This window comes from Haematobacter genomosp. 1 (genome assembly GCF_002196855.1).
Lineage (GTDB): Bacteria > Pseudomonadota > Alphaproteobacteria > Rhodobacterales > Rhodobacteraceae > Haematobacter.
On record NZ_NIPW01000008.1, the window covers coordinates 1 to 13793 of the forward strand.

Below are 13793 nucleotides of genomic sequence, written 5' to 3' on the forward strand. Positions count from 1 at the left end.
AACTAACCAAAATCAGCCTCCGCCAAACCCGGCGGCAGTTCAGACTGCTACGCTGCCATAGGGCGACCGTTGTCTGGCCCGCGCCGATCGCCGCGACAGCGGCGATGGCGGTCTTCGGCCCGACCGGCATCGTTGAGAACTCCTCGATCTTATCCAGACGGCGTTCGGGCCTTATGTCCCAGCCGCACTGATCCGCCCGCCGACGAGCGATACCATGGTCGTTGACCCCATGCTCGCCGCGCGGAATCATGAACGCTTAACTGGCTGCTGACAAAGCATTCCGCCGTTATGCTGGCGCGGAGAGCTTCTCCACATTCTTGGATGGCCGCCCCGGAAACAGCAAGCTTTGGCGCGTGACCGGACTTTCTGGCTTTCAAAGCAAGATTAGGTAGGTGCCCAACTTATTCAGCAGCCTGCTTGGTCGTGTGGGCAAATGGATTCCGGTTATCGACGCTCTGTGATCCAAGGTCATCTCGACGTGGGAGAGAGCTTGCCGCGCAACCTGATTGCGCCGGACAAACTCCAGATGGTCGACAGCACCGTGATCCGCGCCCCTCATCATGGGGGGCGCAAAAGGGGAGCTCCGAAAGAGGCTCCTGGCCGTTCGAGCGGTCGGTTCACGAACAAGACCCACCTCCGCGTCAACGGTGCAGGCCTACCGAAGAGAACCGAGATAACGCCGGGGCAGGATCCCGACTACACCCGCTATGATATGGTGATGGCAGACAACCTGCCGCAGCCAGCCGTTCTGGTCGCGGACAGGGCTATGACGTCGCCGACAGGGTTATGACTCTGATGAATTCGGGACGATATCGAAAGCCGCAACGCTCTGCCGATGATACCCATGCGCAAGAACCGCAAGGTGCGCGACCATCCACACTTTGCGCAACAGGGTCGAGCGGTGCTTCAACAAGCTCAAGAATAGCTGTCTCGCCACGGAGGCTCGGGTAGAGATGTCCCAGGCGAGCATCGGCGGTGGGCCGTGAAGGCAGGTGCTGGCGAAGACGCCCGGGGGCAACGGTGAACGCTGCCGCCCGGCGTTACCGAATGAAACCGAAGTCTCCGCGCGATTATTCCCGGGCCACGCAGGGGAGCCGGTCCTGCCCACCCGCGACCGTGCCGTAGGTGTTGCAGCGACCCAGGCGTGCCGCGGGCGCAGCTGACAAGATGTTCGCAGCCGTGATGCCGTCTGGTGGTCTTGGCGCAACCGGCTCAGTATCGGCGACAGCCTTGGCGCTGCTGCATGTGCCGTGACGACCGTTCCCGCCGACGTTCGCACGCTCTGACCAGCGATTCCAATCCGCCGTGCGGCCCCCGATATAGTCTTTCATGGTCCTGCTGGCATGGTCCTGCCGGGGCTGGATCAAAGTTCCCGGAAGCCGCCTGAAGGCGGGAGTGGTCAACCGGAAACTGGCCGGGTCTTCACCGCTTCGCGATTGCCGGAGTTTGAACCCTGTCGGCGATGATCGACCGTCCCAATTCCTTGAGGATCTCGGCGTTGTGCTGGCCGAGAGCCGGAGCCGCTCTGACCACGGGCGCGACGGAGCCGAGGAACCGGACCGGCTGGGTGACAACGGGGATGCTTCCCACCGTGACATGCTCAGCGGTGGTCACCAGCCCCCGCGCTTTCGCATGGTCGCTCGCAACGACCTGATCGATCGACAGTATCGGGGATGCCGGAACGGTTGCCGCCTCCAGAATCGCGACGGCGCTTTCGACGGACCGTTCACGGGTCCAGCTTTCGATGATGGCCTTGAGTTCTGCCTCGTTCGCCTTTCTTGCGCCGTCTGTCGCGAAACGGCTGTCTTGAGCAAGACCCGGCTGCCCGATCGTCGCAGCAAGCCGGCCGAAGAGATTGTCGTTGGCGACTGCGATGATAAGGTGTCCATCCTCCGCGGCGAAGGTGTCGAGCGGAGCGCTGATCGGATGGGCATTGCCGATCCGGCCCGGCACCGTCCCGGCAAAGAGATATTGCGACAGGGCAGTGATCATCAGCGAGAACATGGAATCCATCATCGCGATGTCGAGGTGCTGTCCACGGCCATCGCGGTCGCGCCCGTGCAGGGCTGCGAGGATGGACCACACGGCCTGCAAGCCCGCGACCAGATCCCCAAGCGACTCGCCGACACGCGTTGGCTCGGCCCCTGCGGAGCCATTGACGCTCATCATGCCGCTCATAGCCTGGGCGATAATGTCGTAAGCGGCACGGTGCGCCAGCGGGCCTTCCTGGCCGAAACCGGAAATGCTCGCATAGACCAGACGCGGATTGAGGCCGCTCAGCGTCTCGTAGTCGATCCCCAGCCGCCGGGTTACGCCGGGGCGGAAGTTTTCGACCACGATGTCGCTGTTCCGCGCAAGTTCATGGGCGACGCGTCGATCATCCTCGCTCTTGAGGTCGAGGGTCAGGGACCGCTTGTTGCGGTTGATGAGCATGAAATAGGCGCTCTCCCCACCCACTTTCGGGGCGAAGTGGCGGGCATCATCCCCCTCCGGCCCTTCGACCTTGATCACGTCGGCTCCGGCATCGGCAAGGATCGCCGTGCAGAAAGGACCGGCCAGCATGCGCGAGAAATCGAGGATGCGGACGCCGGACAGGGGCAGCGGTAACTTATTCATTGGCTCGATCCTGATCAGGGTCGGAAACAGGTCCGCCGCTGACACGCGTTCACGATTCAGCTCCTTCCACGGCGGACGGAACCGGTGAGTATCGACCGGCAGGGATAAAAGGAGTGCATGCCCCGCGAAACTATTGAATTTTCATAGGCTGCATAAGGGTGGACTATACCGAAACGATGGTACCGTCCTCGGAGACGAACATTTCGAAATAGCGTTGCGCGACAGTGTGGAAGGCCTTTGCCGCTGGCGTCGCCGGCATGCGGGGTGAGGTTCCTATGATCAGGCGCTGGGGAGGCAGCTTTTCCTCAATCGGCCTGCAGACCAGCGGCTGGCCATCGTAGGAGTGGTCGCCATAGGGGCGCGTGACGAGAATGCTGACGCCGAGCCCGTTTGCCACCATGCCGCGCAGGGTCTCGAAAGACACGCAGCGCAGCAGGTTCTCGGGCATCGTGTCGGCGACGCGGAAGAGCGACAGGAAATAATCGCGGCTGTGCGGCAGGTCGATCAGCACGAAGGGCTCACGAGCGAGATCCTTCAGCGATACCGTTTCCGCCTGCGCCAGCTTGTGGCCAACAGGAAGCAGCGCATAGGGACGCAGCGAGACCAGCGGCACACGTGTCAGCTCGCCTGCGATATCGAGGTCGTAGAGAAGGGCGAGTTCGATGAGGCCATCCTCCAGATCGCGGTTGAGCCGGTCGAGATGCAATTCCCGCATCCGAACATGCACGTTGGGATGCGCTTCGGCAAAGGCCCGCAGGATCCCCGGCGCATAGACCGGCGCCATCGTCGAGAACACGCCGATCTCCAGATCGCCGGAGAGCGTGTCGCCGCCAGCATCCTCGACGGCATGGGCATGGGCGAGCAACTGCCGGACCTCGGCCAGTTTCCGCTGGCCGAACGGGGTCAGGTCCACGCCGCGCGCATGACGCCGGACAAAGAGCTTCTGGCCGAAGGTCTCCTCAAGCTGCTTGATCGCGACCGAGATCGCCGGCTGAGAGATGCGCAGCTTCTCGGACGCACGCGAGGTGCTGCCCGTCTCTGCCGTCGCGACGAAATAGGCGAGCTGGCTGAAGGTGAAGCGCATAATCCAGTCCTATACAGGCAATGAGAAACCAGTATTTTTATTAATTACCTTAATGAGTCAATCTCGGCATTCGTAGAGGCTTTGAGGACGAGATGGACGCCTTTTGTACCGATGACGACATGGCTCTCGGCGCGATGGTCGAGCGCTTCGCACGCGAACGGCTCGCGCCGGCCGCGCAAGGGATCGACGAGCAGCAGCGCTTTGCGGGCGAGCATCTTCCCGCCCTCGCGGAAATCGGGCTGACCGGGTTGAACCTGCCCGAGCGGCACGGCGGCGCCGGGGCCTCCCCGGTGGCGCTTTATCTGGCGGTGGAGGCTCTGGCCTCGGCCTGCGCCTCGACGACCTCGATGCTGACCGCTCACTATCTCGCGACCGATTCTATCCTGATCGGAGGCAGTGAGGAGCAGCGGGCACGTTTCCTTGTGGATGCGGCGGCCGGCACGAAGCTGGGTGCCTTCGGCCTGACCGAGCCGAAAGCCGGCTCGAACCCCACCGACATGACGACCCGGGCCACCCGGGAGGGAAGCGCCTATCGCCTCAACGGCACGAAGCATTTCATCTCGAATGCCGGGCATGCCGATTTCATCGTGGTCTATGCGATCACCGATCAGGCTGCGGGCGCACGCGGCATCTCCGCCTTTGTCGTCGAGCGCGGCATATCCGGGCTGTCGGTCGGTCCCGCGGAGCCGACCATGGGGCTGCGCGGCGGCCATGTCTTCGAGGTCTCGTTCGATGGCTGTCTCGTGCCGGAGGAGAACCGGCTGGGCGAGGAAGGGAGCGGTTTCCGCACGGCCATGAAGGTGCTGGACAACGGGCGTATCGAGGTCACCGCGACCTGCACCGGTATCGCCCGCGCGGCCGTGGAGGCAGCCGTTTCCTGGGCCAAGCAGCGGGAGATCGACGGTGCGCCGATCGCCCGCTTCCAGGGCCTGCAATGGATGCTGGCCGACATGGCGGTTGACCTGGACGCGTCGCGCCTTCTCGGCCTGCGGGCCGCACAGCTGCGGGCGCAAGGCCAGCGCTTCTCGGCGGAGGCGGCCCGCGCCAAGCTGCATGCATCCGAAATGGCTGGCCGCGTGACCGACAAGGCGCTGCAGATCCATGGTGGATACGGCTATTCGCGGCACATGCCGCTGGAGCGTTATGCCCGCGACGCGCGCATCATGCGGATCTATGAGGGCTCCTCGGAAATCCAGCGGAACATCATCGCCCGCAATCTCCTCGCGTGAGAGGAACGGGGCAGAGCAAGGGGCATTCGTCAGATGCTCTGCCCCGCGGGCACTTGGCGCGGAAGCAAGATTTTCGGGTGAAGGCAGGCTGCGGTCTGGGAGCGGTGCAGGGGGCGGATTTCGAACTCGTCCCCGATGAGCAGCCTCCGGTTCAGCTCCCTCGCTGACGCCTTGATGCCGCGATCAGCAGCCCGAAGACGTCGTAGATCAGGATGGCAAGGCAGCTTGTCAGCACTCCGCCCTGCACCACGAAGGCAAGGTTGTTCGAGGTCAGCCCCGCGATGATCACTTCCCCCAGACTGCGCGCTGCGACGGTCGATCCGATGGTGGCGGTCGAAAGAGCGATGACGGTGGAGATCCGGATGCCCTCCAAGATCAGCGGCAGGGCAAGCGGGAGTTCCACCCGGCGGATTGTCTGCGCCGCAGTCATGCCGACCGCTTTGGCGGAGAGTTCCACGTCTTCGGGAATACCGCGCAGCCCGGCCAGGGCGTTCTCGAAGATCGGGAGCAACCCGTAGAGAAACAGCGCAAGGACCGTGGGCCAGCTGCCGAACCCGAGGAGCGGCACCGACAGCGCCAAAACCGCGACCGGCGGAAAGGTCTGGCCAAGATTTGCGAGGGTGCGCGACAGCGGCAGGAATTCCGCCCCCGAAGGCCGTGAGACCAGAACCGCCAGCACCACACCGATAATGGCGGAGGGGACAATCGCCATGCCCACCATGAGCAGATGCCATCCCGTCAGGCTGGACAAGGTCGCACGGTCGTAGATGACCGGCGCGCCGGTCGGGGCGAGCGGGCGCAACACCGGCTCCAACAGGGTTGGGGCCAGAAGGAGAACGGCAACGATCCCGAGCGGCAGAAGCCAGCGCAGCGCTGTCATCCCGGGGCCTGTCTGCCGGCCGCCAGAATATCGGCCCGCTCGATGATGCCAAGGCGCCGACCCTCCGCGCTCACCACCATGAGACGGTCGCGTCCGGTCCAGATCATTTCCGAGAGCGCATCGGAAAGCGAGGCGGTATCGAGGACCGGATTTCCCTCCACCGCTTCCCCGGCGGGCCGGACATGCGGCCCGACGGGGCTGAGCGCCAGCATTTGCAGGGCGCGGCCCTCGTCGCCGACAAGCTCGGCCACGAAGGGCGTGGCGGGATTGCGGACGATTTCTCCCGGCGGGGCGCATTGCTCGAAACGGCCATTGTGCATCACCGCGATGGAGTCTCCCAGACGAAGAGCCTCGTTCATGTCATGCGTCACGAGGACGATCGTGGTGCCCAGCCTGCGCTGAATCTCCGCAAGATCGCGCTGTGCCTGACGGCGGATCACCGGATCGAGCGCGCCGAAAGGCTCGTCCATGAGCAGCACATGCGGACGCGCGGCAAGCGCCCGCGCCACGCCGATCCGCTGAGCCTGCCCGCCCGAAAGCTGGTGCGGATAGCGGGGGCCGATCTCCCGTGGGTCGAGTTGCAGCAGCTCCAGCAGCTCCGCGACCCGCGCGGTGATCCTGGCCTCCGGCCAGCCGAGCAGCGCGGGGACAGTGGCGATATTGCGCGCCGCGGTCCAATGCGGGAACAGGCCGTTGCCCTGAATGACGTAGCCGATGCTCCGCCGCAGCTCCACGGCCGGCAGATCCTGCACATCCGTGCCGTTGATCCGAACGGTGCCCGACGTAGGTTCGATCAGCCGGTTGATCATCCGCAACAGCGTCGTCTTGCCCGAGCCGGAGGTTCCGACAATCGCCGTGATCGTGTCGGAGGCAAAGCTGGCGGTTACCTCGGTCACCACGTTGTGGCCGTCATAGGCCTTGGTGAGGGCGTCGATCACGATCATCGGGACTGCACCCGGAAAAAGGCGATCATCAGATCCATGATTGCGGATGTCAGAAAGGCCAGCGCCACCGTGGGCAGCACGCCCAAAAGGATCAGGTCCGTCGCCGTCTGGCCGATGCCCTGAAATATGAAAGTCCCGAAACCTCCCGAACCGATCAGCGCGCCGACCGTTGCGAGGCCGATGTTCTGAACCAGCACGATCCGCGCCCCGGCCAGGATCACTGGCAATGCCAGGGGTATGTCCACAAGGCGGCGGCGTTCGGCCCGGGTCATGCCCATGCCCGTCGCGGCTTCCGTGACAGCGCGGGGAACCCCGTCCAGACCAGCGACGGTGTTGGCGACGATGGGCAGCAGCGCATACAGAAACAGCGCGATCAGCGCGGGTGCCATCCCGATCCCCCGGATCCCCAATCCGGCAGCACCGGGCAGGTTTGCCGCGATCCAGGCCAAAGGCAGGATGAGCATTCCAAAGAGCGCGATGGAGGGGATGGTCTGGATCATCGTCAAGAGGTTCATCACGGCGTCCCGAAGGGCGGGCCGCCGCTGGATGAGCATGCCCGTCGGCACGCCCGCGACAAGCGCGGCAGCGAAAGAGCCGAACGCCAGCGTCAGGTGATCGATGAGTGCCCTGTGGAACGCGCTCGCCCTGCCACGATATTCCGCTGCAATCGACAGATCGGCAAGCACTCCCGAGCGCAGCAGAACTGCAATCGCGGCAACGGTGCCGATCAGCAGCAGCGCCTTTGTCCCATTGGTTATACGCGCGCGCGAGACGGTTTCGACCATCAGCAGGACCAGTGCGCCGAACGCCAGCCAGAAGCCCAGCCCGGGTGAGGCGCGCGCGGCGGGTGGCGCCTGGCTCAACAGACCAGAGGCGGCATGGCCCAGCAGAACGAAGAGCCCGGCCAGCGCAAGAGCCAGTAGCAGGCCCCGAAGCCAGGGCCGCCGCTCCACCAGCAATATGACCGCCAGCAGCAGCGTCATCGCCGCGATCCCACCGGCCCATAGCGGCCCGAACAGCTCAACCAAAGTTTGCCCTTCCTGCGCGGCGATCCGATTGGCGCGGAAGCTGAGCACGGGCAGAGCCAGCGCCGCCAGCAGCGGCACGGCCAGCACGACAGTCAGCCGGTCCATCCGCGACATCAGTCGAGTAGTCCGGCATCCGTCAGATAGGTGCGCGCGACATCGGCGGCTGGGATGCCCTCGACCTGCACCTGCCCGTTCAGGTGCTGCAGCGTCTTCAGATCCAGCCCGGCAAACGCCGGTTTCAGGAGGTCGGCGATCTGCGGATATTCGGCAAGGACGCTGGCCCGTATATTGGGTGACGGCTGATAGACCGGCTGAACATTCTTGTCATCCTCAAGCACCGTAAGGCCCGAAAAGGCGATGGCGCCATCGGTGCCATAGACCATCGCGGCATTGGCACCGCTGGTCTGGTTGGCTGCCGCCTGAATGGTGGCCGCCGTATCGCCGCCCGAGAGAACGATCAGCTGATCCTGCCCAAGCCTGAAGCCATAGCTGGTCTGAAATGCGGGCAGTGCCGGGGCCGAGTTGACGAATTCAGCCGAAGCGGCAAGCTTGACCGCACCGCCCCCCGATACCCATGAACCGAAGTCGGATAGAGTGGCGATGCCTGCTGGCTCTGCCACATCGGTGCGCAGCGCAACGCCCCAGGTGTTGTTGGCGGGTGCGGGCGTCAACCAGACGATGTCATTGGCTTCCAGGTCCAGCTTCCGCACCGTTTCATAGGCAGCGGCGGCATCCTGCCAGATCGGTTTGTCGGCGAGGTTGAAGAAGAACGCGCCGTTCCCGGTATATTCGGGATAGATATCGATCTCTCCGGCGATGATCGCCTCACGCACAATGGGCGTCGCGCCGAGCTGGATGCGGTCTTGCGTAGGGATGCCGGCATGATCCAGCACCTGTAGAATGATCTGCCCCAGCACACCTCCTTCGGTGTCGATCTTGGATGACACCACAACCTGAGCATTTGCGGCCCCAAGGCAGCCGATCACAGCCGCGACCGAAAACAATGCGAGTTTCGACATGTCGGTTCCCTTCATGACGGATCGGCGCCCCCGTGACGCCTCTTTCTAGGAACGGCGGAATTGGCGGTTCGGTTCAGCGCCGCAGGACTTTGCCCCCGGAACGTATCCGCATGGCACCACAGGTCTTGCCTCGGGCGCAAGGCCCGTAGTGCCAGTCCGGCTGCAACTGGCCCGTTGCCATGCCGACACAACGGGCCGCCATGCCGAACCCCGGTGCCTTGGTGACCGAGTGGGAGCAAGGGTTCGCAAGTAGGGTCGGCCGCTGCCCGAACCGCATGTGACTGCCCGCGTGGCGAAACCGTTACTTCGGGAACCCGTCGCAAGCGCACTGGGACGGGTATGCTATGCCCATGGTGGAGGGCCTGTCCGGCCATGTGCCAGACTTTCAGCCCTTGGATCTGATGACGCTGCTTTACGGGTGCCGCTCCTTATTGGCGTGGTGAAGTGCGGGTATCTCGCCGCCTCCATTGATCGCGCCGATCCTCCTTGTCGCACTGTCCCTGATGGGAACAGGCCCGCCGATGCGGGTGCTGCTGGCCGACGGCCTGGTGTGCAATCTTCGGGAGGACCTTCTCTCGCCAGTCAGCCGCACTCTCCCCCCGGCTCCGCGCCATCGACATCGGTCCGGGCAGCGCCGCGGCTTACCTCACCGGGCGGCGGAGCGATGGCGCAATTGCCGCCGCACCCGTTGCCGATGCGCCGATCAGCAGGCTCCTTCCGGTCGGGACAAAGGGCCGGGCTGGCGGAATGCTCTCCCCGACCAGCGCCCTGCCGAAACCGGGTGAGGTGCCATGCCGCTCCCCTGGCAGGCTGCTGAAAAAGCCCTGAAGTGTCATGCCTATCTGTCGGAAATCGGAAAATCAGCCCGGAAACGCCCGGAAGTATATGGATTTCCGGCTGTATTTCGTCAGATGAGGAACGATTTCCGCTCCAACACAGGCCAAAAAGCCTTTTTCAGCAGCCTGCTACGCAGCCCCGGAGTGGAATACCTCCGCTTTCAAACCGCCATCAGGGTCAGGATCTTCAGTGCGCCGATCTTTGCCCCCAGCGGGATCGCGTTCAGATCGACCTTGAATTCCGGGTTATGGGCCGCGAAGGGCACCTGCTTTCCCTGCGCGATGGCTTCTGCAAAGAGCGCCGGATCGGCGACGCCCACCGCCGTGAAGGACACCGGCACTTCGGTATGGGGGCCGCGCAGCAGATGGGCATCCTCGGACCCCGTCGCGGGCGGGAATTCCGACACCACGGCCTTGTCCCCCAGAAGTGCCTTAAGCGTCGGCAGCATCCGGTCTGCCAGTGCATCGTCGTTCACCAGCTGCGGCGAATAGCCCGTCATCACCATGGTCGGCATCTTGTCGTCCGACATGCCATAGGTGCGCGCCAACCCTTCGTTGATCGACTTGATCCCGCGGATCATCAGGTTGCGCGTATCCTCGGAAAAGAAACGCAGGTTCAGCTTCAGCAGCGCCGATTCCGGGATGACGTTGTTGTCCGTCCCCGCCTGGATCGAGCCTACCGTCAGCACGGCGGTTGCCAGCGGCGGCACCACGCGCGAGATGATGATCTGGTATTCGGCGACCGCCATCGCCGCCATGACCACCGGATCCTTGGCCAGTTGCGGGGTCGAGCCATGGCCGCCGATGCCGAAGAAGGTCACGTCGATCTGATCGGTGCCCGCCATGACCGGCCCGCCCCGCGCGCCCGCGATACCCGTCGGCACCGGCGCGGTGTGGAGCGCCAGCAGATAGTCGGGTTTGGGCATGTTGTGCCTGGAATAAAGCCCGTCATCGACCATCGCCTGCGCCCCCATGATCGGCTCCTCGGCGGGCTGGCCGACGAAGATCAGCGTGCCGCGCCAGGTGTCTTTCGCCTCCGCCATCGCCTTTGCCGCGCCCAGCATCCAGGTCACATGCGCATCATGGCCGCACATGTGGGCCACCGGCACCTCGACCCCGTCCTCGCGCTTCACCCGCACCTTCGAGGCATAGTCGAAACCGGAGTTTTCCTCGACCGCATTGGCGTCCATGTCGGCGCGGTACATCACTACCGGACCATCGCCGTTGCGCAGGATCCCGGTGACGCCGGTGACGCCGATCCCGGTCGTGACCTCATAGCCGAGCGTGCCAAGCTCATCCGCGACGATCTTCGCGGTGCGCATCTCCATGAAGCCCAGTTCCGGGTTCTGGTGGATGTCCTTGAAGATGCCGACAAGACGTGGTCCGTCGCCGTCGATCGCCGTCTTGATCCTGTCCGCCAGTTCCGGCGTCACTTTTGTGGCCGGGACGGGGGCCTGTTGCGCCGCCGCCTCTCCTGTCAGCGATGCCAGCACCATCGGTGCCGCCGCAACCGCCGTTCCGGCCATCAGCACCTCGCGCCGTGACAGGGCCAGACCGCTGGCATCATCCTCCGGGCAGACGCAACCATTGGTGAATTTCTGCGCGCGGTATTTTCGCCCCAGATCATGTGCCATGGCGAATGCTCTCCTCTTCGCTGAGCGGAATTCTTTTGGTCTCCAGCAACTGGAACTCTGCGGCACAGCTTTCCCAGCCAAGCCGCAAACGGCCCGCGTCAAGGTCTCTGCCTATCACGACCAGCCGACTTTCGCGCGGCGCATCGTGGCCCCATGCCGTGCCCGAGGCGCCGTCGAGCAGCATATGCACCCCTTGCAGCTGATAGCGGTGCGGGTCGCCGGCAAAGGCCAGGATGCCCTTGATGCGCCAGAGCCGTTCGCTGTCGGTCGCAGTCATCGCCTGAATCCACGTCAGGAACCTGCGATGGTCGAGCTCCCCGCCGCGCAGGGCCAGCGTGGAGACATCCGACCGGTGATGGTGATGATCCCCGCCGCAGTCGTGGCCGCAATCATGCCCGCACTCCGGGCCGTGAACATGCGGCGTCTGCGGGGCCCGGTGCACGCCCAGCCGATGCAGCGGCGCCAGCACGATATCCAGATCCGCCGCATTTCCTTGCGCCAAGCGCAAGGGCGCCTCCGGGTTGATCGCCGCGATGGCTGCGATGGCATCGGCCCGCGTCCCGCTGCCGCACTGGTCGGCGCGGGTCAGCAGGATCGCATCGGCAAAGGCGATCTGACGCGACGCCTCCGGGCTGCGGACGATCTGGCGCGTCAGGTGGACCGCATCGGCAAGGGTCACGATCCTGTCGAGCCGCGCCAGCCGCACGAGGGCCGGGTCGATCATGAAGCTCTGCGCCACCGGCCCCGGATCGGCCAGCCCGGTGCTCTCAACCAGGATCGCGTCGGGAGGCGGCTGCAGCGCGGCCAGCTCGCCCACCGTATCGCGCAGATCGCCCCGCACGGTGCAGCAGATGCAGCCATTGGCCAGCTGCCGCAGTTCTTCATCGCCGTGAACGATCAAATCCCCGTCGATGCCGATCTCTCCAATTTCATTGACGATCACCGCGAAACGCCGCCCCGTCCGGGCCGACAGAATGCGGTTGAGAAATGTCGTCTTGCCCGCGCCCAGAAAGCCGGTCAGCAGGATCACGGGGATGCGCTTATCCGATGGGCCGGATTGCAGCAGGTCGCCTTCGGGCGGATGGGGCCGGGTATCGGTCATGGTGTCTTCGCCAGCAGGATCACCACTGCACGAGGTCCCTCGGCCATAGTCCCGGAGGGCTTCCGCTCCATCGCGGCGCGCGGACGGTCCATGTCGGCAGAGGGGGGCTTTCCAAACCAAATCTCCACACACTCCCGCCGCAGGACCAGTGAAGCGCCTGGGCCTCCCCATGGGCCTCCCGGTGCCGCCGACAGGGTCATTCTTCATCCCTTCCAACCCGCTTTGCAAGCGGTGGATGGTCCGGCGATAGCCGATCGCATCTGCCACCCGCTCGCGTTTGGCGGAGAGTGCTTCCGCTTTCATTCGTCGTGAGCGGAAACACGGTCATTCTGGCCGCTCGGCCGGTGTAAATCCCCGTCCGGGGCCGTCGCCCGGGATGGATGGCCATGCCGCGTATCGCGCGCGCAGTGAAGGCCGAACGCTGGAGGCGTGACGGTCACCGCGCCAGTCTGTCTCGGGCGCGAGCAGCTTGACGGAGTATCGGCAAGCGCGACACAAAGGATCCTTGTTTCCCCTGACAGCCCTCCGGCAGCTCAATCGGCTGCCCCATCGCACCAGGCGCTCGATTAGCAGGCTGCTGAAAGGCTCTTTGGCCTGTGTCGGAGTGGAAATCGTTCGCCATCTGACCAATTCCAGCCGGGAATCTATACGGGCGTTTCCGGGCCGATTTTCCGATTTCCGGCACATAGGCATGACACTTCAGGACTTTTTCAGCAGTCTGTTAGGTGCCGCGCCCACGGTGGTCATCGGTACGTAGCCAAGATGTTAACGTAGAAGCAGGGTGGCCGTGCTCGATATTCTGCGTTTGTCCGTCCTCTGACTATCGCAGCGAATGCGCACTTGGGCGGAAGCCTACAGGGCATCGAGGGAAGGCGCCTGTCGGGATAACCGGCGCCCTCATTGCCTGAGATCTCGCGCCGCTTGGAGGATAAGGGCCGTGCGAGAGGGAGCGGGCACGGCGCAAGCCTATGATGAACGGCCCATAACGTGTGTGCCATCGCAAGGCACGGTCCGCCGACATAGACATGAGGGGCGATGCAGGCAGGGGCCTGCGCGGCGTCCGCAAGGGGTTTCGCCCTTCGGCGGCATGGAGCGGCCATGAAGAACGCCTTTATCCTTACCGCGAAAGGAGGATGCATATCGTCGGAATTCTAAAAGAAGCGATTCCGGCAGAAGCAGATCGCGAGCGTCGAGGGCGACGGGGGCGTTGCAGCGAATTCCGGGGGAGCGGCGTCCGGGCCCTGCGCGAACCGATCAGCAGTGAGCGGCAGACCTCAAGCGTTTCGTTGCAGGACATCGGTGCGTTGCGCGGCAGGAGCGGACGCCTTCCTTCGGCCGGGTTTCCATTCCCGCCGGAGAGGCGAATAGCGCACCGGAGGGCCTTTCCGGAACCCGATGCCAACCTTGCAGGTGTTGAATAC

At 64.3% G+C, this 13793-nt stretch carries 10 protein-coding genes and 1 pseudogene; 2 read left to right on the plus strand and 9 right to left on the minus strand.

What is annotated here, in order from left to right; translation table 11 throughout:
• On the minus strand, positions 1–250 hold a 250-nt coding region (locus CDV49_RS20665; protein ID WP_218821899.1), incomplete at its 3' end, for a hypothetical protein.
• Between the two features lie 249 nt (positions 251–499).
• Between CDV49_RS20665 and CDV49_RS05330 the strand changes: the two are divergent.
• Positions 500–926: pseudogene (locus tag CDV49_RS05330) on the plus strand (transposase); the annotation flags it as partial.
• Positions 927–1422: 496 nt separating this feature from the next.
• On the opposite strand, the gene CDV49_RS05335 reads toward CDV49_RS05330, so the two are convergent.
• Both CDV49_RS05335 and CDV49_RS05340 read right to left on the minus strand, forming a co-directional pair.
• Positions 1423–2616 carry a CaiB/BaiF CoA transferase family protein gene (locus tag CDV49_RS05335; protein WP_088214708.1) on the minus strand — a complete coding sequence of 398 codons (1194 nt, stop codon included), beginning with the start codon at positions 2614–2616 and terminating at the stop codon, positions 1423–1425.
• Positions 2617–2779: 163 nt separating this feature from the next.
• Positions 2780–3700 carry a LysR family transcriptional regulator gene (locus tag CDV49_RS05340; protein WP_088214543.1) on the minus strand — a complete coding sequence of 307 codons (921 nt, stop codon included), beginning with the start codon at positions 3698–3700 and terminating at the stop codon, positions 2780–2782.
• Positions 3701–3792: 92 nt separating this feature from the next.
• Between CDV49_RS05340 and CDV49_RS05345 the strand changes: the two genes are divergently transcribed.
• A complete protein-coding gene (locus CDV49_RS05345; protein WP_088214544.1) occupies positions 3793–4929 on the plus strand; it encodes an acyl-CoA dehydrogenase family protein in 1137 nt (378 codons plus the stop codon).
• Positions 4930–5080: 151 nt separating this feature from the next.
• Here the strand turns inward: CDV49_RS05345 and CDV49_RS05350 are convergent, their stop codons facing one another.
• The 6 genes from CDV49_RS05350 to CDV49_RS05375 form a co-directional block, all read right to left on the minus strand.
• Entirely contained in the window at positions 5081–5809 is a 729-nt protein-coding gene (locus CDV49_RS05350; protein WP_088214545.1) for an ABC transporter permease, read from the minus strand.
• Positions 5806–6753 (minus strand): ABC transporter ATP-binding protein, encoded by a 948-nt coding sequence (locus tag CDV49_RS05355; protein WP_088214546.1) that lies wholly within the window; start codon positions 6751–6753, stop codon positions 5806–5808. The genes CDV49_RS05350 and CDV49_RS05355 overlap by 4 nt, the downstream gene beginning before the upstream one ends.
• On the minus strand, positions 6750–7886 hold the full coding sequence (locus CDV49_RS05360) for an ABC transporter permease (protein ID WP_256947250.1): 1137 nt from the start codon (positions 7884–7886) through the stop codon (positions 6750–6752). Before CDV49_RS05360 ends, CDV49_RS05355 begins: the two co-directional genes overlap by 4 nt.
• 8 nt (positions 7887–7894) lie before the next feature.
• Positions 7895–8800 (minus strand): glycine betaine ABC transporter substrate-binding protein OsmF, encoded by a 906-nt coding sequence (gene osmF / locus CDV49_RS05365; RefSeq protein WP_256947251.1) that lies wholly within the window; start codon positions 8798–8800, stop codon positions 7895–7897.
• A gap of 997 nt (positions 8801–9797) precedes the next feature.
• Positions 9798–11270 (minus strand): amidohydrolase, encoded by a 1473-nt coding sequence (locus tag CDV49_RS05370; RefSeq protein WP_218821900.1) that lies wholly within the window; start codon positions 11268–11270, stop codon positions 9798–9800.
• Complete coding sequence (locus CDV49_RS05375; RefSeq protein ID WP_088214549.1) at positions 11260–12372, minus strand: CobW family GTP-binding protein; 1113 nt, start codon at positions 12370–12372, stop codon at positions 11260–11262. Before CDV49_RS05375 ends, CDV49_RS05370 begins: the two co-directional genes overlap by 11 nt.
• Positions 12373–13793 lie beyond the last annotated feature (1421 nt).

What these genes read in the sequence shown, in the direction of transcription:
- CDV49_RS05335 (WP_088214708.1), bottom strand. Translation starts at nt 2,616, where the DNA reads ATGAATAAGTTACCGCTGCCCCTGTCCGGCGTCCGCATCCTCGATTTC.
- CDV49_RS05340 (WP_088214543.1), bottom strand. Translation starts at nt 3,700, where the DNA reads ATGCGCTTCACCTTCAGCCAGCTCGCCTATTTCGTCGCGACGGCAGAG.
- CDV49_RS05345 (WP_088214544.1), top strand. Translation starts at nt 3,793, where the DNA reads ATGGACGCCTTTTGTACCGATGACGACATGGCTCTCGGCGCGATGGTC.
- CDV49_RS05350 (WP_088214545.1), bottom strand. Translation starts at nt 5,809, where the DNA reads ATGACAGCGCTGCGCTGGCTTCTGCCGCTCGGGATCGTTGCCGTTCTC.
- CDV49_RS05355 (WP_088214546.1), bottom strand. Translation starts at nt 6,753, where the DNA reads ATGATCGTGATCGACGCCCTCACCAAGGCCTATGACGGCCACAACGTG.
- CDV49_RS05360 (WP_256947250.1), bottom strand. Translation starts at nt 7,886, where the DNA reads ATGGACCGGCTGACTGTCGTGCTGGCCGTGCCGCTGCTGGCGGCGCTG.
- osmF (WP_256947251.1), bottom strand. Translation starts at nt 8,800, where the DNA reads ATGTCGAAACTCGCATTGTTTTCGGTCGCGGCTGTGATCGGCTGCCTT.
- CDV49_RS05370 (WP_218821900.1), bottom strand. Translation starts at nt 11,270, where the DNA reads ATGGCACATGATCTGGGGCGAAAATACCGCGCGCAGAAATTCACCAAT.
- CDV49_RS05375 (WP_088214549.1), bottom strand. Translation starts at nt 12,372, where the DNA reads ATGACCGATACCCGGCCCCATCCGCCCGAAGGCGACCTGCTGCAATCC.